Source organism: Pandoraea aquatica, assembly GCF_902459565.1.
GTDB classification, from domain to species: Bacteria; Pseudomonadota; Gammaproteobacteria; order Burkholderiales; family Burkholderiaceae; genus Pandoraea; species Pandoraea aquatica.
Genome location: NZ_CABPSN010000003.1, coordinates 502,639 through 525,891, shown reverse-complemented (window position 1 = coordinate 525,891; position 23,253 = coordinate 502,639). Strand labels below are relative to the sequence as shown.

19 protein-coding genes are annotated in these 23,253 nt (G+C 64.6%); 11 read left to right on the top strand and 8 right to left on the bottom strand.

The features are described 5' to 3' along the window. Nucleotides 1-3: 3 nt before the first annotated feature. The 5 genes from PAQ31011_RS13165 to ybaK all read right to left on the bottom strand — a co-directional run bounded on the left by PAQ31011_RS13165 (nt 4) and on the right by ybaK (nt 6,171). A complete protein-coding gene (locus PAQ31011_RS13165; RefSeq protein WP_150576227.1) occupies nt 4-1,173 on the bottom strand; it encodes a CfaE/CblD family pilus tip adhesin in 1,170 nt (389 codons plus the stop codon). Continuing rightward, nucleotides 1,160-4,036, bottom strand: a complete 2,877-nt coding sequence (locus tag PAQ31011_RS13160) for a TcfC E-set like domain-containing protein (RefSeq protein WP_150576226.1) — start codon at nt 4,034-4,036, stop codon at nt 1,160-1,162. The genes PAQ31011_RS13165 and PAQ31011_RS13160 overlap by 14 nt, the downstream gene beginning before the upstream one ends. 86 nt (nt 4,037-4,122) lie before the next feature. Then, the gene (locus tag PAQ31011_RS13155) at nt 4,123-4,632 is read right to left on the bottom strand and encodes a CS1 type fimbrial major subunit (RefSeq protein WP_174990101.1); all 510 of its coding nucleotides are present in this window, start codon (nt 4,630-4,632) and stop codon (nt 4,123-4,125) included. Between the two features lie 90 nt (nt 4,633-4,722). Further along, on the bottom strand, nt 4,723-5,520 hold the full coding sequence (locus tag PAQ31011_RS13150) for a fimbrial protein TcfA (protein ID WP_150576224.1): 798 nt from the start codon (nt 5,518-5,520) through the stop codon (nt 4,723-4,725). 162 nt (nt 5,521-5,682) lie between these two features. After that, the gene (ybaK, locus tag PAQ31011_RS13145; protein ID WP_150576223.1) at nt 5,683-6,171 is read right to left on the bottom strand and encodes a Cys-tRNA(Pro) deacylase; all 489 of its coding nucleotides are present in this window, start codon (nt 6,169-6,171) and stop codon (nt 5,683-5,685) included. 126 nt (nt 6,172-6,297) lie between these two features. On the opposite strand from ybaK, the gene PAQ31011_RS13140 reads away from it, so the two are divergent. Beyond that, nucleotides 6,298-7,914 (top strand): class I adenylate-forming enzyme family protein, encoded by a 1,617-nt coding sequence (locus PAQ31011_RS13140; protein WP_150576222.1) that lies wholly within the window; start codon nt 6,298-6,300, stop codon nt 7,912-7,914. Between the two features lie 51 nt (nt 7,915-7,965). Here the strand turns inward: PAQ31011_RS13140 and xerD are convergent, their stop codons facing one another. Together xerD and queG are read right to left on the bottom strand one after the other, a co-directional pair. Continuing rightward, nucleotides 7,966-8,961: a site-specific tyrosine recombinase XerD gene (gene xerD / locus PAQ31011_RS13135; protein WP_150576221.1), complete on the bottom strand. Its 996-nt coding sequence runs from the start codon at nt 8,959-8,961 to the stop codon at nt 7,966-7,968. Nucleotides 8,962-8,963: 2 nt separating this feature from the next. Further along, nucleotides 8,964-10,247 carry a tRNA epoxyqueuosine(34) reductase QueG gene (gene queG / locus PAQ31011_RS13130; protein ID WP_150576220.1) on the bottom strand — a complete coding sequence of 428 codons (1,284 nt, stop codon included), beginning with the start codon at nt 10,245-10,247 and terminating at the stop codon, nt 8,964-8,966. A gap of 8 nt (nt 10,248-10,255) precedes the next feature. Here queG and tsaE point away from each other — a divergent pair, with 8 nt between their 5' ends. Next, on the top strand, nt 10,256-10,789 hold the full coding sequence (gene tsaE / locus PAQ31011_RS13125) for a tRNA (adenosine(37)-N6)-threonylcarbamoyltransferase complex ATPase subunit type 1 TsaE (RefSeq protein ID WP_150576219.1): 534 nt from the start codon (nt 10,256-10,258) through the stop codon (nt 10,787-10,789). Next, complete coding sequence (locus PAQ31011_RS13120) at nt 10,771-12,255, top strand: N-acetylmuramoyl-L-alanine amidase (protein WP_150576218.1); 1,485 nt, start codon at nt 10,771-10,773, stop codon at nt 12,253-12,255. Before tsaE ends, PAQ31011_RS13120 begins: the two co-directional genes overlap by 19 nt. Before the next feature lie 127 nt (nt 12,256-12,382). On the opposite strand, the gene PAQ31011_RS13115 is transcribed toward PAQ31011_RS13120, so the two are convergent. Continuing rightward, nucleotides 12,383-13,054: a VTT domain-containing protein gene (locus tag PAQ31011_RS13115; protein WP_150576217.1), complete on the bottom strand. Its 672-nt coding sequence runs from the start codon at nt 13,052-13,054 to the stop codon at nt 12,383-12,385. Between the two features lie 217 nt (nt 13,055-13,271). Here PAQ31011_RS13115 and mutL point away from each other — a divergent pair, with 217 nt between their 5' ends. The 8 genes from mutL (at nt 13,272) to PAQ31011_RS13075 (ending at nt 23,171) form a co-directional block, all read left to right on the top strand. Continuing rightward, a complete protein-coding gene (gene mutL / locus PAQ31011_RS13110; RefSeq protein ID WP_174990100.1) occupies nt 13,272-15,362 on the top strand; it encodes a DNA mismatch repair endonuclease MutL in 2,091 nt (696 codons plus the stop codon). Between the two features lie 7 nt (nt 15,363-15,369). Further along, nucleotides 15,370-16,311 (top strand): tRNA (adenosine(37)-N6)-dimethylallyltransferase MiaA, encoded by a 942-nt coding sequence (gene miaA / locus PAQ31011_RS13105; protein ID WP_150576216.1) that lies wholly within the window; start codon nt 15,370-15,372, stop codon nt 16,309-16,311. A 251-nt stretch (nt 16,312-16,562) separates the two neighbouring features. Next, nucleotides 16,563-17,423 carry an ABC transporter permease gene (locus tag PAQ31011_RS13100; RefSeq protein ID WP_425495106.1) on the top strand — a complete coding sequence of 287 codons (861 nt, stop codon included), beginning with the start codon at nt 16,563-16,565 and terminating at the stop codon, nt 17,421-17,423. 1 nt (nt 17,424) lies between these two features. Continuing rightward, nucleotides 17,425-18,477, top strand: a complete 1,053-nt coding sequence (locus PAQ31011_RS13095; RefSeq protein ID WP_150576214.1) for an ABC transporter ATP-binding protein — start codon at nt 17,425-17,427, stop codon at nt 18,475-18,477. A gap of 93 nt (nt 18,478-18,570) precedes the next feature. After that, on the top strand, nt 18,571-19,635 hold the full coding sequence (locus tag PAQ31011_RS13090; RefSeq protein WP_150576213.1) for an extracellular solute-binding protein: 1,065 nt from the start codon (nt 18,571-18,573) through the stop codon (nt 19,633-19,635). Next, nucleotides 19,632-20,582 (top strand): ABC transporter permease, encoded by a 951-nt coding sequence (locus PAQ31011_RS13085; protein WP_246179541.1) that lies wholly within the window; start codon nt 19,632-19,634, stop codon nt 20,580-20,582. Before PAQ31011_RS13090 ends, PAQ31011_RS13085 begins: the two co-directional genes overlap by 4 nt. An 88-nt stretch (nt 20,583-20,670) precedes the next feature. Beyond that, nucleotides 20,671-21,867: a M24 family metallopeptidase gene (locus tag PAQ31011_RS13080; protein ID WP_150576212.1), complete on the top strand. Its 1,197-nt coding sequence runs from the start codon at nt 20,671-20,673 to the stop codon at nt 21,865-21,867. Between the two features lie 62 nt (nt 21,868-21,929). Next, nucleotides 21,930-23,171 (top strand): metal-dependent hydrolase family protein, encoded by a 1,242-nt coding sequence (locus PAQ31011_RS13075; protein WP_150576211.1) that lies wholly within the window; start codon nt 21,930-21,932, stop codon nt 23,169-23,171. Nucleotides 23,172-23,253: the final 82 nt, after the last annotated feature.

The following is a 23,253-nucleotide window of genomic DNA, read 5'->3' as shown; positions in this document are numbered from 1 at the left end:
GGCTCACACCTTCGCCGCATCGACAAACATCTCGATCCTGAGCTGGCCCTCGTAACCTCCGGCATCCTTGTCGCGTTCGATGAACGGCACGACTTCGAAGGTGAGCGTGGCGGGCGAACAGGCAACCGGCATCGGAATGCCAGGCAAGCGAACGATTCGGATCGGCGACTGTGCCACCGGCGGGAACACGCTGGCACCCGCGTCGCCAACCGTCAGCCACTGGTGTGTCCCCCCGTGCACCAGCCCCACTCGATAATGAATCCGGTGCTCCGGCAAATTGCCGAGCGTGCCTCGCAACACCATCAGCCCGTATCCCGGTGGCCTTTCCGGGAACGTATCGCGCAGGTCGGTCGCCCGTACGCGCAGCGCGCCTGCCGAGTTGGACCCGAAACCGTCGTAGAAGCACATATCGACGGATCGTCCGCCATAAACAATCGGCTGAAATCCGGGACCGGGGCGCTTGCGCAGATCCATCGAAACGCGCGGGGCCGTGTTCGATAGCGTCGGGAAGTAGATCTGCGCGTTCCCGTTGTCCGTCACATTGAGTTCGATGTCGTAGCTGTGGACGGCACTGGACGTACCCATATTCAGCTCGCGAACGTCGAATTCGAAACGACCACGCCAGATACCGCCGACGGGGATCTTCTGTAACTCCGCGCGTGGGATCGTCAATGTGTATCGCGCAACGTCGTAAGGCTGCCCGCCACAGTTGCCAAAATTCCGGTTGGAATTGAAAGCCATCATCCGGTGAGTACAACCCGAGCCCGTGACCGTGATGACCTTAACCGCCGTGACTCGCAAGTCCGTGGTGAGTTTCGATCGTTGCTCGGTAAAGCGCAGTGAGACCTGCGTACCCTGCGACCCACCGAGATCGGCCGGTACTGTCGGGCATGCACCCAACGTCGTATCGACAGTGGAACGACACAAGAACGACGTGCGTGATGCGCGAACCTCGCCTGGTGAGAAATGCGCCGACAACTGCGGACGAAACAGCCAGCCGTTCGGGGCAGACGCTCGATCGAAGCGCAGCGATACATTCTCGTGATGGTCCACGGGCACCCGCTGTGCCATCGCGGACGGCACCAGACAGACCGCACCGATCCACCCGACCACGCATCTCGCCCACGCCATGACACCGATACGGCCAGTCTTGCACTGCTCAACGTCCCTCATCGCCCCACCTCCCTATGTCCCTTGCCGTTGCCGCGTGCTGATCCGCCTGCTCCTTCGCGTCGCTCAGCAGTCGCTGTACGTGTGCCTGCGCCTGAAGCGATGCGGGCAGCGCGTGTTGCGTGACGATGTTGCAGGGCGTCACACCGTTCAGATGAATGACGTCGCGCCGCTCTACTACGGTGAGGTTGCAGCGCATCGGTTGGCCGCGATCGAGTAGGTAGAGTTCCGTCAGCGGACGCGGCGACTCGATCAGGAATTCACCCCGGTCGTCGAGCGGTGGGGCAGACACGCTGAGTACCCGTGCGTTGGCGAGTGACAGACCGTCCGGACCCCGTGCCTGGCCGACGTAGGTGTAGCTGCGACCGGCCGTCACGCGATGCACCTTCATGCGCCCCGGCGTCAGAAAGTAGTCGCGCACGCCGGCACCTCGCAGCAACCCCACCGAATAATCCGTGACGTCCTGACGGGCCTCGAAGACCTCTCCTTGCTGCGCCCGATATCCGCCGATGGGGGAGAGCGCCGCCGCACCGAAATCGACCGTCAGCGGACGCCCGCCCACTTGCAACGTCGCCGCCGCACCGTGCATTGCCCTCTCATGGTCGTCATGGTCGTCGTGGGCGTCATGTGCCTCATGTGCGTTGTCGGCCTCGACAATCAGTCCGACCCCTGCTGGCGGGTCGCCCGCGAGCATCGCCGGGCCGAACCACAGCCGGTCGCGCGTTGCGGCGATGCTCGACGCATAACCGCCAGTGAACGAGCCACGGTCACTCCCCGCATCAGCGCCCCGGAAGCTTCGCGACAGCATCGCGTGAACATCGCCGTAGCGCCCCTCTATCGCGCCCCGCACGTGAGCCGACGCCATGCTCGCCTCGTCCCCCGTCAGACCGACGGTCAGCTCACGCCGGGAGGTGTCGTCCCACATCCATGAGTGCTGCGCGTGAATCGCAGCGCGCATGCGACGGTCGTCGTAACGATCGGAGCGCACGTCAACGCTCACGCTGGAGAACGTCGCCCCATTGCGTCCCGGTGCGGCAGGCCGCTGTGCACTCAACGACACATTGACGAACGTGCCGGTATCGGGACGCCCCTCGTTGGCGTGGCGTCGGTGATATCCGCCCACGCGCGAATTGATCGCGAGCTTTTTCCACCGGAACGAGCGGCTCAGTGTGACCTGAAGCGTTCTCGACACGCCGCTTCGGGTTGTATTGCGCGGCCAGACGTCGTCGTACTGCGGCGAAGAAAAATCTACATGACGACGCCCGTAGTTCTGGCTTTGGCTATAGCCCGCACTGCCCTGCCATCGCCCCAGTGGCATAGACACGTAAGCGTTGATCGAGTCATAGCAGCCGATCTGTATATCGCTGCGCGTTGCGGCATGCACGCCGCCGCGACAACTCGCGTCGCGCATCTGATAGCGATACAAGCTCAGGCCGATGCCGTTGGACAACGAGATCGATTGGGTCGTACCCCGCGCCCCGTCTGTGCCGAACAGCACCGACGTCGCCGCCGTCAATTGGCCGAAAGAGAACGCGCGTTGCCAGTTGATCTGCGATTCGTTGTATAGCCGGGACGGCAACCAGACCAGCCCCGAGGTGAACGTCATCCCGAACGGGAGCGACTTCCGCACGCCTGACTGCACGGTAGGTCGCGCCCGGCCTTCGTCGACGTCGGATTGGCGACGATTCACCGTACGTCCCGTTTGCAAAAACCATTGCACGTCGTCACCGGTGCCTTCGCCGCCCACCTTCGTGAACGGTTCGGTTTCGGTACGCACCAGCGTGTCACCCTCGAAGATGCGCAGCGACACCAGATACGCGCCCTCGGGGAAGTAGCGCGTATCGAACGACTGCACGCCTGCCTGAAAGTAGGCGCTGCCGAGTAATTCGTTGCCGCGATAGGCATCCACACGCGCATCGCGGGTGAGCAGCACCGTCAGCGGCGATCCCTGCGCTCGGCTCGCGTCGTTGACATACGCCTGAGACGTACCCACGCGCACCCCGTCGAAGCGACCGACCGGCAGCAGCGTAAATCCGAAGCTACCGCCCTGCGCGCTGTACAGATTGCGCTGATCCATACGCCCTGCCTGCACGTAATGCGCCGCCCCGACATCGTGCCGGTAGTAAAGGCTGTCGATAAGCGCCTGCGTGCTGCCCGACGGCTCTGCGCTCGACGCCACTGCAGGCTCACGGCGGCCGCTGTGACTCGTATGCACAAGTGACCAGGTGAAGCCCGCGTAGCTCGCCGGTGAGACGCCCAGCGCCCCGTTCCCCAATACGGTCAAATTGCGATAGCGGTCCGTCGTCGACACATTCACGATCTGCGTGTGTATCAGCGCCGGTTCGCTGCCCGGCGAATTCGTATGATGCGAAGGTCCGGCCGCGCTCTGTGAAGGCAGCCAAGCCTTCGCGAGAAAGAGTTCGAGCGCGCCCTGACTCTCATCGAAGATGACGTCGACCGACTCGGTTTCGAGATACCGGCAACGGGCATCGACGCCAGGGCTCTCGCCCGTGCTACCGCTCATGTTCCCGCTTGTGCAGGCAAGATGACCGTTACGCACCATGGGACGGGCCAGTGCGTCGACCAGCGGGATCGGCGTCCCGGTGTTCGCCTCCGTCCCGAGGCGGTCATGGATGGCGCGCGCCACCGCTTCGGGGGTCTCGAGACGCACATCGTCCGGTCGCACGAACACGGGGAACACGCCCAGTGAGGTACCTAACAGTCGGATGTCGAGATGCTCGACCTGACCGGCGGCAATGTCCTCGAATCCGGGCGGGACTTTCGGCAGCGTACTGGCCATCGCGGGACTGCCTGCGGCCAATAACCACGGTAAGCCCGCGAGATAGCGAATACGCCCCTTAGGCATGATGAACAGCGAACGGCGAAGACTCGCCCGCTGGCGGTCCTCGCGCGTTGTGCTTGGCGCGGAAGTTTGATTAACGGAGCGCGAACTCACTCAGCCGCAGAAGCGACGATCAGCATTTCCAGACGTCCCACGTAACGGCCGGCCGTCGGCGGGTTTGCGCCTGCTGCGCGTCCCGCGACGGAAAGCGGAAGCGTCCTCGATTCACCGGTCGCACTGCCCGTCCAGGTCTCTGCAGCCGTCAGTCGTGTATTCGTCGTGGTGATCGTGCGGCCGTCGAGCCGCACCGTCAGCGGGATGGGGGCCACGGAGGCATTCGTGACATGGACCAGTGTCGACGCGGCGCCCAGGCGGACGTCAACGTTCTGCGTCGGGTCGTTCGTGTAGAGACGCGTCTGAATCGTCTCGGACATGACATCGCCCGTCGCCGCGTTATAGGCCATATCGAGACTCTGCGGCATCGGGCTGCCGTTCGCCTGCTGCACCGACAGCGTCGGGTCGATGGTCGCCGTCAGATCGATCACGACTTCTGCGGCATTGGCGGCGGCCATCGGGACGATCACCGCGCTCAGGGCGACAAAATGCTTCAACATATTCATTGCTGAAATTTCCTTGCTTGGAGGGGGGAGGAAAATCACTTCCGGGTGGCCCCGGAGTTTGCTGAGGCTCTGCGGCCTCATGGCATCGGTCTACGGCGCGAGAGGCAAGTCCACGACCTGCGCATCCGCTTCGCCATCGACCAGATACTGGATACGCACCGGCGCGTGGCGCAGGGCGTCGGGAATCGGCTGTGTCTGCCCGGGATAGACGCTACGTCCAACGTCCAGCCAGTCGCACTCGCGCCCGGCCTCACCTTCGCAACGTCCGATGGCGCGCACGTGCGCCCGGACGTTGCCGGTATTTCGCACGCTCAGGTTGTCTTCGCTGCGCGCCAGTCCCGGCGCAGCCTTCTCGGGTGCCACGCGAACCAGCGCGCCCCAGACGAAGCTCACCTGCACGTCGTGCGTGAGGTCGCTGTCGCTCGCCGCATCGGCGTCCCGTACACCCTCGGGTGCGGCAACGGGCCGGAAGTAGACGCGATACGCGGTCTCGACAGTGGGCCGTCCGAGCGAGACCACGCGCACGAGTCTTGTCGCGCCGCCTGCCAGCACGAATTTCGCGGGCGACGCGACAAGGCCGGTGCCCTCCAGGAGGCTGACCGGGACTTCGTGTTCGGCATCGGTGGCTGGATCGACGATGCGCTTGACGCTCACGTCGACGTATTGGGTTTGTGGCGACTGAGACGTGACGCGAATGACGCTGACTTGCCCCTTGCCGCCTGCGACGCCTGTGATAACGCTGGCAATCGGTGAAATGGTGACGTTGGCATGCACCGGCATCGACGCCGACAACGCGAGCGCGAATGCGGCGATCAGCGCTGCGCCAGCACTACACCGACTAGGCTGAGCGTCGATTTCCCGTCTTGCATCACCGCTTGTCTCGTCCATCGCCTCGTCTCCGTCCGATTCATGACGTCATCGTAGGGACGAGCGCAAACGAGCAAAATCTGACAAGTCAGATTTTGCTCAATGGTGTGGTTATGGTTGATTTCTTAAAACCGCGGCCTGCGTAGTGATGTAACGCGCGCGACCGCGAGGCAGACGCAATGCTTAGTCGACGAGCGCCGCGTTGACGAGCGTGGGTGCGAGCACGCGCACGATTTCGGAGGGCGCCATCGAGACGAGATAGCCGCGACGTCCGCCATTGATGTAAATCTCCGGCAGTTCGAGAATCGACGCTTCCATGAAGATCGGCATGCGCTTGCGTGTGCCGAACGGACTCGTGCCACCTACCAGAAAACCGGAGTGACGGTTGGCGACTTCCGGCTTGCAGGTCTCGATGCGCTTGCGCCCGGCCTGACGGGCCAGCGCCTTGGTCGACACCTGACGGTCGCCATGCATGAGCACGACCAGCGGGTTGGCGTCTTCGTCTTCCATGATCAGCGTCTTGACGACGGCGTGCTCAGGCACCCCCAACGCTTCCGACGAAACACGCGTGCCGCCGTGCTCCTGGTACTCGTAGAAGTGGTTCTGAAACGCGACCTTGGCTTCGCGGAGCTGTTTGGTCGCAGGAGTTTCAGCGGTGGCCTTGGATTTCATATCGTAGAAGTTGCAGTCGGTTCTCGGATCGCGTCGCAGGCGTTCGGGCACGCGCGCAGCGGGACCTCTAGGGTTCGTTAATTACGGATTGTAAGCAATCGCTTCATCGGGCATTACAATGCCGCCATGCCTGCCTCACATTTATCGCCCTTGCTTTCCTTGCCGACCGACGCCGACGTGACGTCTTCGGCCTCGTCCTTGACTTCGTTCCTTGCCGGCCTGCCGGCGCGCATCGACAGCCTGCCGGCGCGAATCGCCGCGCAAACGCCGTCACGCATCGCGCTGATCGACGACTTCGGCCGGATGACGTACGGCGAACTGACGCACGCCGTGAGCACGTGTGCAACGCGCTTGCGCGAGCATGGTGTCCGGGGTGGCGATCGCGTGATGATCGTCGGCGAGAACGGCATTGCGTATGTGGTGCTGCTGCTCGCGGCCGCCTCGCTCGATGCGTGGCCGCTGCTCTGCAACGCCCGCCTTTCCCCGGCGGAGCTGCGAGTGATCCGCGACCACGCCCAGCCGCGCTGCGCGATCTATACCGTCGACGCCTCTCCCGACGCCGCCGCGCACGCGCGCACCGATGCGGCGAAAGTGGTCTGGACCGAACTGGCGCTGGGCGCACTGGCGGTGTCGGACGTCGATCCCGCGAGCATGGCCGAGCCGGTGCAAAGCGATCCGTCCGACCAATGCGCGGCGCTGATTTACACGACGGGCACGACCGGTGCGCCCAAGGGCGTGCGGTTGTCGCATCGCAATCTGATGTTCATTGCGGCCGTGTCGAGCACATTGCGACGCGTCGGCGCGGACGACATCGCCTATGGCGTGCTGCCGCTCTCGCACGTCTACGGATTGACTTCCGTGTGTCTCGGCACGTTGTACGCCGGCGGCACGTTGCGTCTCGCCGCGCGCTTCACGCCCGAGGCGGTGCTGGACTCGCTCGCGCACGACGGGCTGACGATTCTGCAAGGCGTGCCCGCCATGCATGCACGTCTGATGGCGTATGTCGCGACGCAAGGTGCGACGCTGGTTGCGCCGCGTCTGCGCTTCGTCTATTCCGGTGGGTCGCCGCTCGACGCCGCGCTCAAGGCGCGCGTCGAAGCGTTCTACGGTCTGCCCATCCACAACGGCTACGGCCTGACCGAAAGCAGCCCGACCGTCTCCCAGACATTGCTGGATGCGCCGCGCGAGGACTGCTCCGTCGGCCCCGTCATTCCGGGCGTCGCGGTGCGTATCGTGGGGCTCGACGGCAAGGATGTGACCGAGGGCGACGTCGGCGAACTGTGGGTGCACGGACCGAACGTGATGCTCGGCTACTATCGCGCGCCGGAACTGACGGCCGCGACCGTCACGGAAGACGGCTGGCTGCGCACCGGCGACCTCGCGCGTCGCGCGGCAGACGGAGCGTTGTTCCTCGCCGGACGCGCCAAAGAACTCATCATCCACTCGGGCTTCAACGTCTACCCGATCGAAGTCGAGCAAGCACTGGCGAGCCATCCCGACGTACTTCAGGTCGCCGTACTCGGGCGACCAGCTGGCGCGGACGATGCGGACGATGGCAACGAGCAGGTCGTCGCGTTTGTGGAGGCGCGTCCGGGGCACGAGATCGACGTCGAAGCGCTCGCCGGCTGGGCCGCACAGCGGCTCGCGCCGTACAAACGTCCCGGGCAGATTCGGGTGCTCGACGCCCTGCCCGCCGCATCGACCGGCAAGGTGCTCAAGCACAAGCTCAAGGCGATGCTCTGATGCTGTACGTCCCGATTCGCGACAGTAAGGTCGACAGTAAGGTCGCGACCGTCAGCCGCGCGGGTGATGCTGCGCGTGCAGCGACTTGAGACGCTCGCGCGCGACGTGCGTGTAGATCTGTGTGGTAGAGATGTCGGCGTGCCCGAGCAGCAACTGCACCACGCGCAGATCTGCGCCGTGATTGATCAGGTGCGTGGCGAACGCATGGCGCAGCGTGTGCGGTGAGAGCGGCGCGCGAATGTCGGCTTGCAGCGCGTATCGCTTGATCAGATACCAGAACGCCTGACGCGTCATGCCCTCGCCGCGTTGCGTCACGAACAGCGTGTCGCATGCGCGTCCGGCGAGCAACACACCGCGACTCTCTGCAAGATACCGAGTGAGCCAGCCGTTGGCCTCTTCGCCGAACGGCACCAGCCGCTCCTTTGCGCCCTTACCGAAAATCCGCAGCACCCCTTCGTTCAGTCCCACTTCGATGGTCTTGAGCGCGACCAGCTCCGACACGCGCAAGCCGCTCGCATACATCAGCTCCAGCATGGCGCGGTCGCGCAAACCGAGCGGCTGCGTGAGATCCGGCGCGCCGAGCAGCGCTTCGACCTGCGCTTCCGACAAGGTCGACGGCAGACGCTGCGCCCGCTTGGCCGATGCAATGCGCAAGCACGGATCCTGCTGCACGAGGTGCTCGCGCAGCGCCCACTGATAAAAACGCTTGAAGACGGACAGACGTCGGTTCACGCTACTCGCCAGGCTCTCGCGACGCCACGCGAGATAGGCCGAGAGCGCCGCCTCGTCCACGGTGTCGAGGGACATTGCGGGCAGGTTGTCGTGCGGGGGGGCGTGCGATTCTTCCGCGCCGTCTGCATGCGCGGTTTTCGCTTCGTCCGCGAGCCACTCTGCGAACAGCCGTAGATCGCGACGATAGGCGTCGAGCGTGTTGCGCGACAGGCCGTCTTCGAGCCAGATCGTGTCGCAGAACTGGTCGATCAGAGACGTGCTGCGCGTGAGCATCGGCTCGGAAATCGGCTCGGAAACTTGCGTGCGCTCGGACATACTCAAACCGAAACTCCTTCCTGGGCAAGCGCCCACTCGACGTGTTCGCGCACCAGCGCGGAGGGGTGATCGCGACGCGCGAGCAAGGCGTCGCGCATGGGGATGCGGGCGTCGGCATCGAGAGTCTCACGCAGCGCATTGCCGAGGCCGACGGCGAGATTGCGCAGCCATCGCTCGTGCCCGATGCGACGAATCGGACTCCCCGCGAGCCGGTCCATGAATTCCGTTTCGGTCCATGCAAACAGCTCGACGAGCGAGGCGCTGTCGAGCTTGTTGCGCGGTGCGAAATCGGGCAGCGGCGACGGCTGCGCGAACTTGTTCCACGGACAGTAGAGCTGGCAGTCGTCGCAGCCGTAAATGCGGTTGCCCATCTTGGCGCGCAACGGCTCGGGGATCGCGCCCTTGTGTTCGATCGTCAGATACGACACGCACAGACGTGCATCGACGCGAAACGCTTCGGTGATCGCGCCCGTCGGGCAAACGTCGAGGCAGCGGCGGCATTGGCCGCAGTGCTCGCCGCGATCCATGCCGGGATTTGCGCTTGCGCTGTCGTCCTCATGCGCATTGTCTGCATCCTCGACGTCGACCGGCAACGGGACGTCGACGAAAATTTCACCGAGGAAGAACAGCGAGCCCGCGTCGCGCGAGAGCAACAACGTGTGTTTGCCGCGCCAGCCGAGCCCCGCCTTCTGCGCGAGCTCGACTTCCAGCACCGGCGCGGAATCGGTGAACGCGCGATAACCGAACGGCCCGATGGCCTGCGTGATGCGATCCGCCAGTTGTTGCAAACGATTGCGCACCACCTTGTGATAGTCGCGCCCTCGGGCATAGAGCGACACGACAGCCTCGCCGGGCATCTCAGTGCGCGCCATTTCGCGCTTGCGCCACTGCGCGAGGTCGGTGTCGCTGGGAAGGTAATTCATCCGGGCGCTGATCACACGCACCGTGCCGGGGACCAGCTCGGCGGGCCGTGCACGCTTCATGCCGTGGGCGGCCATGTAGTCCATATCGCCATGACAGCCGTCGTCGAGCCACTGCTGCAGACCCGCCTCGGCATGCGAGAGGTCGATGTCCGTGATGCCCACGTGACCGAAGCCCAGCTCACGCGCCCACCCTCTGATTTGCACCGCAAGCGCAGCCAACCCTTTCGAATCGAGGGTCGAAGCGGGGGCCAACGGCGTCGCAATGTCGCGCGAGGGCGACACTTCCTTTGCATTCGGAGGTGCCGATGGCTCGACTTGTGCGGCGGTAGCGGGGAAAATCACGGAAGCTTTCATCGACTCCATTTTACGCAATGCCCGCCATGCCCGACTCCTCTGCGCCGCCTCCGCTGGGCGAACGCATCTTCGCGCTGCCGGACGAAGCCGCCACCGAGGCCTTCGCCGCGGCATTCGCACGCGCGGTGGTTGCGCGCATGGCGCATACCGACGCCGCGCACGCGGGCCTGCATGTGCAGCTCTCGGGCGACCTCGGCGCGGGAAAAACCACCTTCGTGCGAGCGCTGTTGCGCGCGCTGGGCCACACCGGACGCGTCAAAAGTCCCACCTACGCGCTGTGTGAACCATACAACATCGACACACCACAAGGCGTGTTGCCGGTCTATCATTTCGATCTGTACCGCTTTGCCGATCCGGCCGAATGGCATGACACGGGCTTTCGCGAGCATTTTGCAGGCGATGCCCTTTGCCTGGTCGAGTGGCCGGAAAAAGCCGAAGGACTCCTTGGCACCCCTGATTTGCGCCTTTGGCTGGAACCAGTTGGCGACGCCCGCCGTCTCACGACGAGCGCCTATACGCCGGCCGGTCTTGCTTGCCTGAACTCATGCTGATCAAACGCTTCGCCCGTACCGACGACGCCTCATCGCCCAACGCCGGCCGCCGCCGCGCCTTGCGCGCAGGCGCTTCGACCCTGATTCTCGCCCTCACCGGCCCCCGCTTCGCGTTCGCTAACGCCATCGTGGCGGTGCGCGTCTGGCCGGCGAGAGACTACACACGTGTCACGCTGGAGACCGACAACCCGGTCAAATTCCAGCAGCAGCTGATGGAAAGTCCGAACCGCTTCGTCATCGATCTCGACGAAGTGGATCTGAGTCCGGCGCTGCGCGACCTCGTTGCCAAAATCCAGCCGAACGATCCGCAGATCGCCCAGGTGCGCGTGGGGCAGTTCAAGCCCGGCGTCGTGCGCATGGTGTTCGATCTGAAGGCGGGCGTGAAGCCACAGTCGTTCACGCTGCCGCCGGTGGCGGGGTACAAATACCGCACCGTGTTCGATCTGTACCCGGCCGTCGAGCCCGATCCGCTCATGGAACTGCTCGCGCAAACCGCCAACAAGGCGCAGGCGCTCGCGCAGAATTCGCATCCACCGCAGTCCTCGGGCAACGCCAACACGCCGAGCACGGAAGAGAGCGAAGCGTTCTTCCAGAAGTACGCCCAGCAAGGTCAGTCGCCGCGTCCGGCGCGCCCCGGCCCCACGCCTTCTACGCCATCCACGCCTGCCGCCCCGGACAAGACACCGCCGCTCGCCCAGCGCAACGACGACGACACCGACGATCTGCCTCCGCCGCCGCGCGGTCAGAAGACGGCGCGTCTGCTCACCATCGCCCTCGATCCCGGCCACGGCGGGGAAGACCCGGGCGCGATCGGCAGCAGCGGCACGTATGAAAAGGTCGTGGTGTTGCAGATCGCCAAACGCTTGCGCGACAAGATCAACGCCCAACCGAACATGCGCGCCATGATGACGCGCGACGCCGACTTCTTCGTCCCGCTCGGTGTGCGGGTGCAGAAAGCGCGTCGTGTGGATGCCGATCTCTTCATGTCGATTCACGCCGACGCCTTCACGTCGCCCTCCGCCAACGGCGCTTCCGTGTTCGCACTGTCCGAACGCGGTGCGACGAGTGCGACCGCCCGGCTGCTTGAGAAGACGCAGAACGCTTCGGACCTGATCGGCGGCGTCAACATCAAGACCAACGATCGGACGGTGGCGCACGCGCTGCTCGATATGTCGACCACGGCGCAGATTCGCGACAGCAAGGTGTTCGGCACCGCACTGCTCGCCGAGATCGGCACGGTAGCGGATCGTCTGCACAGCAAAAACGTCGAACAGGCGTCGTTTGCCGTGCTCAAGGCACCGGATATTCCGTCGGTGCTGGTCGAGACGGCCTTCATCAGCAACCCCAAGGAAGAGCAGTATCTGAACGATCCGGCCTATCAGGAACGGCTCGCAAATGCACTGCTCAAGGGGATCCGGACTTACTTCTCGAAGAATCCGCCCATCGCGAAGAACCGCACCGCCTGAGCACGCGAAGCCTCTGCGTCCCAACAAAAAATGGCGCGTCCGAAACCGGACGCGCCATTTTTTTGTACTGACTTTTACTGCATCAGGGAGCAACGGACGCCCGCCCCTCCCCCTCAAATCGACTGGCTTACTTGCTCTGCCCTTGCGCCGTATTGCTACGACGACCGCGCGTGAACAACTTCCACACTGCGCCGAGAGCAATCGGCACGACCGCAGCCGAGATACCGACCAGCACGATCACGTTGAGGTACTGCTTGACCAGCGGCAAGTTGCCGAACAGGTAACCGCCCCCCACGAGCAACACCACCCAGATCGCCGCACCCAGCACGTTATAGAGCTGGAAGCGCGCCCACGGCATGGCCGAGACACCGGCCACGAACGGAGCGAACGTGCGCACGACCGGCACAAAACGCGCCATCACGATGGTCTTGCCGCCGTGGTGTTCGTAGAAGTCGTGCGTCTTGCGCAGCGCGTCGCGATCGAGAAAACGCCAGTTCTTCTCGTATACACGCGGCCCGATCTTCGAGCCGATCCAGTAGTTGAGCGTGTTGCCCGTCACCGCAGCGATGAACAGCAGCACGCCGAGCAGCCACGGATCCATGGCCCCGGTGGCCGCGAAAGCGCCGCCGATGAACAGCAGGGAATCGCCCGGCAGGAACGGGAACAGCACCAGCCCCGTTTCCACGAATACGATCATGAACAGGAACAGGTACACCCAATTTCCGTATTGATCGATAAACACCCCAAGATGTTTGTCGATGTGGAGCACCATCTCCAGCAATTGCACCAAAGTATCCAAGTCGATTCCTCAAGATAAAGGACGCCGGCCCGTCCCTGCGGGCGCGCGACGAGTCGCATCATACCAGCATCCCACAGTCGAATTAGTTGCCAATTAAAGACGAAAAAATGACAAAAATCGGCCCCATGGGTGTGCACCAGAACGCATTACATCACGTGTCACAGACCGAAACGCCGCCCGGCCTATGTCTTTGAGGGCAGCCTTTATAATGGTTCCCATGTCTGCCACCCCGACCCCCGCCCGTGACGCGCACGACCCGGCCGCCGAAGCGTCCGGCAGCGCCGCCCCCGACACGCCCGAACGCCGTCCCGGCCCAATGCCGGCGGGCCTCGCGCCTGCGCGCGCCATTCGCGTGCTACCCGATCAGCTCATCAGCCAGATCGCCGCAGGCGAGGTGGTCGAACGCCCGGCATCCGTCGTCAAGGAACTGCTTGAGAACGCTCTCGACGCCGGTGCCCGTGCGCTCCAGGTCAAGCTCGAAGAAGGCGGCGTGCGCCGCATCGCCATTACCGACGACGGCGGCGGCATGTCCGCTGAACAACTCCCGCTGGCGCTGACCCGCCACGCGACGAGCAAGATTCGCACGCTAGACGAGCTAGAGTCGGTCCTGACGCTCGGATTCCGGGGAGAAGCACTGGCTTCCATCGCCTCGGTCGCGCAGCTCACACTCTCCAGCCGTCAGATCGATGCCCCGCACGCGACCGCCATCGACGGCAACACCGGAGCACTCACCCCGGCGGCAGGTCCGGTCGGCACGACGGTCGACGTGCGCGACCTGTACTTCAACACCCCCGCGCGTCGCAAATTCCTGAAGACCGAGCAAACCGAGTTCGGTCATTGCATGGACGTGATCCGCCGCAGCGCCCTCGCGCGCCCGGACGTCGGTTTCTCGATCCTGCACAACAACCGGGCCGTGGAGCACTGGAACGCCTCGGACGCCGCCACGCGCGTCTCGCGCGTGCTGGGCAACGACTTCGCCGACGCGCATCTCGCGCTGGACGAAGGCGCGGCGGAACTGCGTCTCTCAGGCTTCGTCGGCCTGCCCACCGCCAGCCGTGGTCGCGCCGACCAGCAATTCTTCTTCGTGAACGGCCGCTTCGTGCGCGACAAGCTACTCACGCACGCCGTGCGCGCCGCCTATGAAGACGTGCTGCACGGCGACCGCTACCCGGCGTATGTGCTGTACTTCGAACTGCCGCCGCAGCTGGTGGACGTCAACGTTCACCCGTCGAAGATCGAAGTGCGTTTTCGCGATGCACGCAGCGTCCACCAGTTCGTGTTCCACGCGGTACAACGTGCGCTCGCGCGCGCAGCCGGCAGTGGCGGCGCGACGCATTCGGCACATCTGACGGAAGGTGGCGGTCTTGCTGCCGGTCCGGGTACGGCAGGTGGCTTGAGCGGTGGCCTCGGCGGCGGATTCGGCGCACGTCCGGCCGGCGGTTTCGGCACACCGGGCGGTAGCAGCTGGAACGCGCGGGCGCAGCAAGGCTCGCTCGCAGTCCCTCAACCGATGTCCGTCTACGACAATCTTTTCGGGCGCACAGCGCCGCCGGCGGCGCGTCCGTACGGTCAGCCGGGGGTGACGGATGCACCGTCGCCCGCTTACGGGACTTCAGGTGGCTGGGGGACGACGGACGGTGCAGCACTCACCGGTGGCCTTGCCGACGCGCTGTCGGCCTCCGGCGGCAACACGTCCGCCGACGCCGCGGCCGCCATGCAACTCGAACAGCCGCTGGGCTTCGCACTCGGCCAGTTGCACGGCATCTACATCCTCGCGCAAAACGCCTACGGTCTCGTGCTGGTCGATATGCACGCTGCCCACGAGCGCATTCTGTACGAGCGCTTCAAGCAGGCGCTGGTCGAGCGCAGCGTGCCCGTGCAGCCGCTTCTGATCCCGGTGACGTTCTTCGCCGACCCAGTGGAAATCGGCACGACGGAAGAGCATCAGGAGACGCTGACGGCGCTGGGCTTCGACCTCGCCGCCATGTCCCCGACGACGCTCGCTGTGCGCGCCATCCCCGCCCTGCTCGACGGTGCCGACGCACAGGCACTCGCCCGTGCGGTGCTGGCCGATCTGCGTCAGTACGGCGGTTCGCGCGTGCTCACCGAGCGTCAGCACGAGTTGCTGGGCACGCTCGCCTGCCACACGGCGGTGCGCGCGAACCGGCGTCTCACGCACGAAGAAATGAACGCGTTGCTGCGTCAGATGGAAGCGACCGAGCGTGCCGACCAGTGCAATCACGGACGTCCCACCTGGTACCAGCTCACGCTCGGCGACCTCGACAAATTGTTCATGCGCGGACGTTGAGCGGTTCATGAAGGCAAACACCCCGATCGTCTGCTTGCTGGGCCCGACGGCTTCCGGCAAAACCGCCGCCGCACTTGCGCTCGCGCAGGACACTCCGCTGGAAATCATCAGCGTCGATTCCGCACTCGTCTATCGCGAGATGGACATCGGCACGGCCAAGCCCAGCGCCGACGAACTCGCGGCCGTGCCGCATCACCTGATCGACATCATCGATCCGCGCGATGCTTACTCGGCCGCGCAATTCCGCGAAGACACGCTGCGTCTCGTCGACGAGATCGCCGCACGCGGACGTCGCCCGTTGCTCGTCGGCGGCACGATGCTGTACTACAAAGCGCTCACGCAAGGCCTCTCGCCGTTGCCGTCGGCAGATGCCGATGTGCGCGCCAAACTCGATGAAGACGCCGCGCGCGACGGCTGGCCTGCGATGCATGCACGGCTCGCGAGCGTCGACCCGGTGACGGCCGCACGTCTCGCGCCGAACGACGCGCAACGCGTGCAACGCGCGCTGGAAATCTTCGAGTTGTCCGGCAAACCGATGTCGCAGTGGCTCGCAGAGCAGACACCCGACACGACCTCGCCGCACACGTTCATGCCGGTGGCGTTGGAGCCGAGCGACCGCTCGGTGCTACACGCGCGCATCGCGGAGCGTTTCCGGTTGATGCTCGCGGCAGGCTTCGTCGAAGAAGTCGAGCGCTTGCGCGCGCGCGGCGACCTCGATCCGGGTCTGCCGTCGATGCGTTGCGTCGGCTACCGTCAGGTGTGGGAATACCTCGACGGCGAGACCGACTACGACACCATGCGCGACAAGGGCGTCTTCGCCACGCGTCAGTTGTGCAAACGTCAGCTCACGTGGCTGCGCTCGATGCCCGAGCGTCACATCGTCGACTGCACCGCTGCCGACGCACCGAAACGCGCCCTCGCTACCGTACGCACCCTCTGGGGCGACTGAACGCCGCCTCCCTGACGCTTCGCTGGCCGTCGCCGCGAAGCGTATCTCCCGCCTGCTCAGCCCCCGCGTTCCGCCGTCCGAACCTCGCCTCCCTCGCCCGTCGAATCGCTCCGCCGTATCCGTTGAAACCCTGACAGCTTTCCGGTTTGCATGTCGATTTTGATATGCTAATTTGCATATCAACGTTTCGAGCAATGCAAATTTGCATCGAATCCACGATACCGGGAAGGGTGCCAATGACGCAGACTTCGATGGAGCCGAGTGGGGTGACAGGCGATGTGCTGAGACTGCCGGCAGGCAGCCCGAGGCGCGTGCCGATCGCCAAATGGGCGGTGCGTGCAGGGATCGCGTTGATCTACCTGTTCATGTTGAGCCCGCTGATTTTCGTCGTCTGGCTGAGCTTCTTCAAAGACGCGATCATCACGTTTCCGCCGAGCGGCTATACCTTGTCGTGGTACGTCAATGCGTGGCGCAACGCCGCGTTCGCCAACGGTTTCCTGCTCTCCCTGCAACTCGCTGCGTGCGCGGCCATCGGCGGCGTCATCCTCGGCGTGGCCGCCTCACTCGCCCTCGCCCGCTATCGCTTCCCCGGGCGTCGCACGCTCGGCAACGTGCTGCTGCTGCCGCTCGTCGTGCCGGGCATCGTCGCGGGCATCGCCACTTATCTGTTCTACCTGCGCGCTGAAAATGCGCTCGACATGGACATCGTCGGCACGTTCGGCGGTCTCGTGATCGCCCACATCTGTCTGACCATTCCGTGGACGATGCGCCTCGTGGGTGCCAGCCTCGCGCAGATCGACGGCACCATCGAAGAAGCCGCGCGCAACCTCGGCGCAGGCCCGTGGCGCACGCTCTGGCGCGTGACGCTACCGATGCTGCGCCCCGCCATCGTCGCGGCCGTGCTGTTCAGCTTCATCGTGTCGTTCGAGAACCTCGAACTCACCTTGCCGCTCGTGGGGCCGGGCAAGACCACGCTGCCCATCGCGATCATGCAGTACCTCGAATTCAACCTCGATCCGACGATTGCCGCCGTGTCTGCGGCGCAGATCGTGCTGCTCGGCATCGTCATGCTGATCACCGATCGCTTCGTCAAACTCAGCCAGGTGATCTGACATGGCCAACGTTTCGCTTCGCTCGCTGCGCAAGCAGTACGGTAACGCCGCTGCCGTAGCAGACTTCTCACTCGACATCGAAGAAGGCGAACTCGTCGCCTTCCTCGGCCCCAGCGGCTGCGGCAAGACCACCACGCTGCGCATGGTGGCGGGCTTCGTCGAGCCGACGGCCGGCGAAATATGGATAGGCGGGAAAGAGGTGTCGCGTCTGCCACCACACCGTCGCAATACCGGCATGGTGTTTCAGCGCTACGCCCTGTTCCCGCACATGACGGTCGCCGAGAACGTGGCGTTCGGGCTGGAGATGCGACGTGTCTCCGCCGCCGAGCGCGCCACACGCATTCGCGAGGCGCTCGACATGGTGCGTCTCACGTCGCTCGCCGACCGCTATCCGCGTCAGCTCTCCGGCGGTCAGCAGCAGCGTGTGGCCATCGCCCGCGCGCTCGCGATTCGCCCCGACGTCTTCCTGCTCGACGAACCGCTCTCGAACCTCGACGCGAAGCTGCGCACCGAAGTGCGCGAAGAAATCCGCGCGCTGCAACGTCGCCTCGGCCTCACGACGATCTTCGTCACCCACGATCAGGAAGAAGCGCTTGCGATTGCCGACCGTCTGGCCGTGATGCACGACGGCTGCGTGCAGCAGATCGGCACGGCCGACGCGCTCTACGAACGCCCCGCGAATCCTTTCGTCGCCAACTTCCTCGGCAAGATGAACTTCCTCGCCGGACAGATGGATGCAGGCCAGTTCGTCACCGCAAAAGGCGAGCGTCTTGCGCTCGCAGGCGCGACACCCGACGCGAAGACGCTGGGCATCCGCCCCGAACGCCTGCGCCTGACCGACGCCCCGGCGCAACACGAAACGGCCCTGCCCGTCACCGTCGACCAGACGATCTATCTCGGCTCGACGCTGGAGCTGCGGCTGAAGAGCCCGCAAGGCGAAATGCTCGTAGCGCATGTGCCGAACACGGCGCGCGACGACGCCCGTCTTTACGCTCCCGGCAGCACGCTCAAGGCGTGCTTCGCGAGCACCGACTGCCTGTTTTTCAACGCCTGATTTTCGATAACGAAAGCCCTCGTTCCACACACTCCACGCACGCTTCGACCCATGCCAAGGCCCTCGATGGCCGACGTTTAGAAGGATGACGACATGACGCACGCCCTGAACCGCCGCACGTTCCTGAAGACCGCTTCCGGTCTGGTGATCGCCCCCGCGCTCGGACTCGATGCCCTCTCGGCGCACGCCGCCGAGGCGTGTCCGAACGTGGTCGTCGGCACCTGGGGCGGCGACTATCTGAACCTGCTCGAACAGAACATCGGCAAGCCGATCATCGAAGCCGCCGGCGGCAAGGTGACGTACGACTCCGCCGATCAGGTCGGACGCATGACGAAGCTGCGCGCCGAGAAGGCGTCGCGTCGCGGCTCGCTCGACGTTGCGTGTCTCGCCGACCTCGACATGTACGACATCAATCGCTCGGGCATCCTCGAGACCGTCGACGCGAAGCTCGTGCCGAATCTGGCGAACACCCTCGAAGCACTGCGTCGTCCGTACTCGATCCCGCACATCTTCAGCGCGATGGTGATCGTCTACAACCCGGAAAAGCTCGGCACGAAGCCCGATTCGTTCACCGCCGCGCTCGATCCGAAGCTCAAGGGCAAGGTCGGCTTCTCCGACATTCTCTACAACTTCAACGTGGTGAGCAGTTCGCTCGCGGCCGGTCACAAAGACGGCGATATGGCCGGTGGCGTGCAGTTCCTGCGCGAGTTACGCAAGACCCAGCAGCCCAAGGTCTACCCGTCGAACGAAGCGGTAGCCTCCGCGCTCAAGAGCGGCGACATCTGGTTCACGTGTATGTGGAAGGCGCGCGCGCTTCAGTGGAAGAAGGCAGGTGTGCCCATCGAGTACGTGGTGCCGAAGGAAGGTGCGGTGCCGGTGACGTTCGAAGCCGCCGTGCCGAAGAACTCGCAATCCAAGCCGTGCGGCTTCAACTATCTGAACGCGATGCTCGACCCGCGTGCGCAGATCGGTTTTGCCGAAACGATGGGCTACGCGCCGACCGTGAAGAACGCGAACCTGCCGCCCTCGCTGCAACAAAGCGTGGGCTTCACGAGCGCCGAACTCGACCGCATGGTGAAGCTCGACTATGCCCGCTTCACCGCCGACAAGCCCGCACTGCTCGACTTCTGGAACAAGGAATTCAAGGTGGGGCTGTGAACGTCGCCAACACGCCAGACGCACAGAACGCCACCATGACGTCGCCCCGCTCGTCCACCGAAGCCTCTCGGGCCGCCACCGCACGCGCGGTGCGCGGCGCGTTCACCGGCGGCTCGCTCGCGGCACCGGCCACGCTCGTCGTGCTGCTGGTGATCGTGCTGCCGGGCCTGCAACTGGTGCGCTACAGCTTTAACCGGTTCGACCCCGTCGACATGATGCAGGCCGCGCTCACCGGCGCGAACTACATCAAGTTCTTCACCGATCCGTACTACCTGTCGGTGTTGTGGACGACGATCAAGGTCGCGTCGCTGTGCACGGTGCTCGCGCTCGTCTTCGGCTTCCCCGTCGCGTATGTGCTCGCGCGCACGCAAAGCCGGTTCAAGAGCCTGCTCGTCATGTTGCTGGTGTTCCCGTTGCTGGTGGGTAATGTGGTGCGCGCAGCGGGCTGGATGGTGATGCTCGGCAACGCCGGTTTCGTCAACTCGCTGCTCGTGTCGCTGGGCATCGTGCCGCAGCCGATTCGTCTGCTGTACACGCCGTTCGCGGTCGTCATCGGCACCACGGCGGTCGTGCTGCCCTACATGATTCTCACGTTGCAGAGTGTGCTCGAAGGCATGGACTTCTCCGTCGAAGAGGCCGCGCGTAATCTCGGCGCGACCTTCCGGCAGACGCTCACTCGCGTGATCCTCCCGATGGCCGCACCGGGCATCGCGGCAGGCACGATGCTCGTTTTCATTCTGTGCATGAACGCCTACGCCACGCCTGTACTGCTGGGCGGCACCGGCATCACGATGATGACGCCGTCGATCTACGACCAGATCGCCAAGGCGAACAACTGGCCGTTCGGCGCGGTGCTGTCCATCGTCTCGATGGTCGTCACATTCGCACTCGCCATCGCCTCTCACTGGGTCATTCAGCGCCGTTACGCGAAGACGATGATGACCTGACTTCTCGCATGCGCGCCGGCACCGCTTGCCCTGCCTCGCGCGCATGTCTCTGACACTTCGCCTCTCGTTTGCAGACAAGGATTTCCCCATGCCGACTCTCTCCGATGCCACACGTCAGTACCGTCGCGGGCTGATGAACGATCTGATGGACCGTACGCGTGTCGATGCGCTCGTGTTCACCGCCGCCGACTTCTTCCAGTGGGCCACCAACTTTCACGTCGACGTGCAAACGTGGGAGCGCCCCATCGCCGTCTGCGTGCCACGTAACGGCGAACCGTTTGCCGTGATGAACGAACTGTCCACGCATCATCTGATGATGGCGCGTGAGCGTCATCACCTGTGGCTCGATCTGGAACGTGTCACGCTCTACGCCGAGCATCCGCGCGTCACGCAACGTCAGCCGCTGCTCGCCGAAGTGCCTGCGCTCATCGCGGACACGCTGCGCGCCGCAGGGCTCGCCGGGTCGCGCATCGGGGTGGATGCCGCGGGCGGGCCGCTCGCACGTGCCGGGGCGATGCTGCCCGACGCGAAGTTCGTGCCGATGCTCGCGGAAATGCGCGGTCTGCGCTGGGTCAAGCACGACGAGGAAATCGCCATCATGCGCGCAGCCTCCGAGTTGGCGGACTGGGTGCAGGACCGGTATCGCGAGAACATTCGTCCCGGGCGTCTGGTGCAGGAACTCGACTACTCGATGGCCGCGCTGATGGTCACGGAAGGTGCGAAGCGCTTCCCTGGCGAGAACCTCGAAGTGATGCGTTGCTGGACGCTCTCCGGCCCCGCGTCTGCTTCGCCACACGGCGACGGCGCTTCTTGCGGCGCACGCATCAGCGAAGGCGACGGCATGGTGAACATCGTGATCCCGCGTCTGAACGGCCTCGTCATCGAAAACGAACGCACGTGGTTCTGCGGCAAACCGTCGAGCGAACAGGCGCGCTTCTACGAAGTCGCGCGTGCAGCGAACGAAGCGGCGGTCGGGGCGGCTATCACCGGCAAGCCGGTGTCCGGCATCGATGCGGCTGCGCAGGCCGTCATCGAGAAAGCCGGTTGCGGCGAGTACATCCGCCATCGCACCGGTCACGGCATGGGCATCATCGGTCACGAATATCCGGACGACATGGCGTTCAACCACCGCCCCCTGCTCGCGAACGAAGTGTATTCGGCTGAGCCAGGCATCTACGTCTACGGACTGGGCGGGTTCCGTCTGGACGACTCGGTTGTCACCGGCGACACGCCAATCATGCTCACCCAGACACCGCGCACGCTCGCACACGCGACCATCGATTGAAAGCGGAACGCGGGCGCGGCTTACGAGCCGTCCGCATAAAACAACATCCCGGAGGAGAAGTCATGGAGTCGATTCTGCTGTCGAACTGCGCGCTGCTGGACCCCGTCAAGGGCGAGCTTCGCGAAGATCACGCTGTGCTGATTGAAAACGGACGCATCAAGGAAGTCTCGGACAAACCGATTCGGGCGACGTCGGCGCGCGAGATCGACGCGCACGGCCGCACCGTCATGCCGGGTCTCATCGATCTGCACGTGCACGTACACGCCACGCAACTCAATCTCTCGGCGCAGGCGCATCTGCCGAACGTGCTCGTCACGCTCAAATCGGTACCGATTCTGCAAGGCATGTTGCGACGGGGTTTCACCACCGTGCGCGATGCGGGTGGTGCAGGTCACGCCATCAAGCATGCAGTCGAGAGTGGGTTGGCCGAAGGTCCGCGCCTGTTCGTATCGGGTCGCGCCATCAGCCAGACCGGCGGACACGGTGACGGACGTCCGCGCACGGATTACATCGGCACTGATGGCCCTTGCCCGTGCTGCGTGCGCGTCGGCGCGCTCTCACGTGTGGCCGACGGCGTGGACGAAGTGCGCCGCGCCGTGCGCGAAGAACTGCAAATGGGTGCCGACCAGATCAAGATCATGGCGTCGGGCGGCGTGGCGTCGCCGACCGATCCCGTCGGGGCATGGGGCTATTCGGAAGACGAAATCCGCGCCATTGTCGCGGAGGCACGCGGGCGCGGCACCTATGTGCTCGCGCATGCCTACACGGCGGCGGCCATCGAACGTGCCGTGCGTTGCGGTGTGCGCACCATCGAGCACGGCAACCTTGTCGATACCCCGACCGCACGCTTCATGGCAGAGCAAGGCGCGTTTGCCGTACCTACGCTCGTGACCTACGACGCGCTCGCCAACGAAGGCAAGTCGCTCGGCCTGCCGGACGACAGCGTCGCGAAGATTGCCGACGTGCACGCGGCCGGTCTGCGCTCGCTGGAGATCTTCCGCGAAGCCGGTGTGAAGATGGGTTACGGCTCGGACCTGCTCGGCGAGTCGCAGCGTTTGCAAAGCGACGAGTTCCGTCTGCGCGCCGAAGTGCTGTCGCCGGCGGAGATTCTGCGCAGTGCGACGGTCGTCGGCGCGGAGGTGCTCGGACAGTCGGGACAACTGGGCGAGATCGTGCCCGGTGCGCATGCCGATGTGCTGATCGTCGACGGTAACCCGCTCGCGTCGCTCGACTGCCTGCTCGGTCAGGGGGAGCGAATTCCGATGGTGATGAAGGGCGGTAAAATCCACGCTTTCGCGCTGTAAGGCAGGGGCTGCACCGGATGGGGAGGCGACGCGCTTCAGGGGTTCGCGCGTCGTCGCTCACGCCTGAGTCTGCGGCCTGACA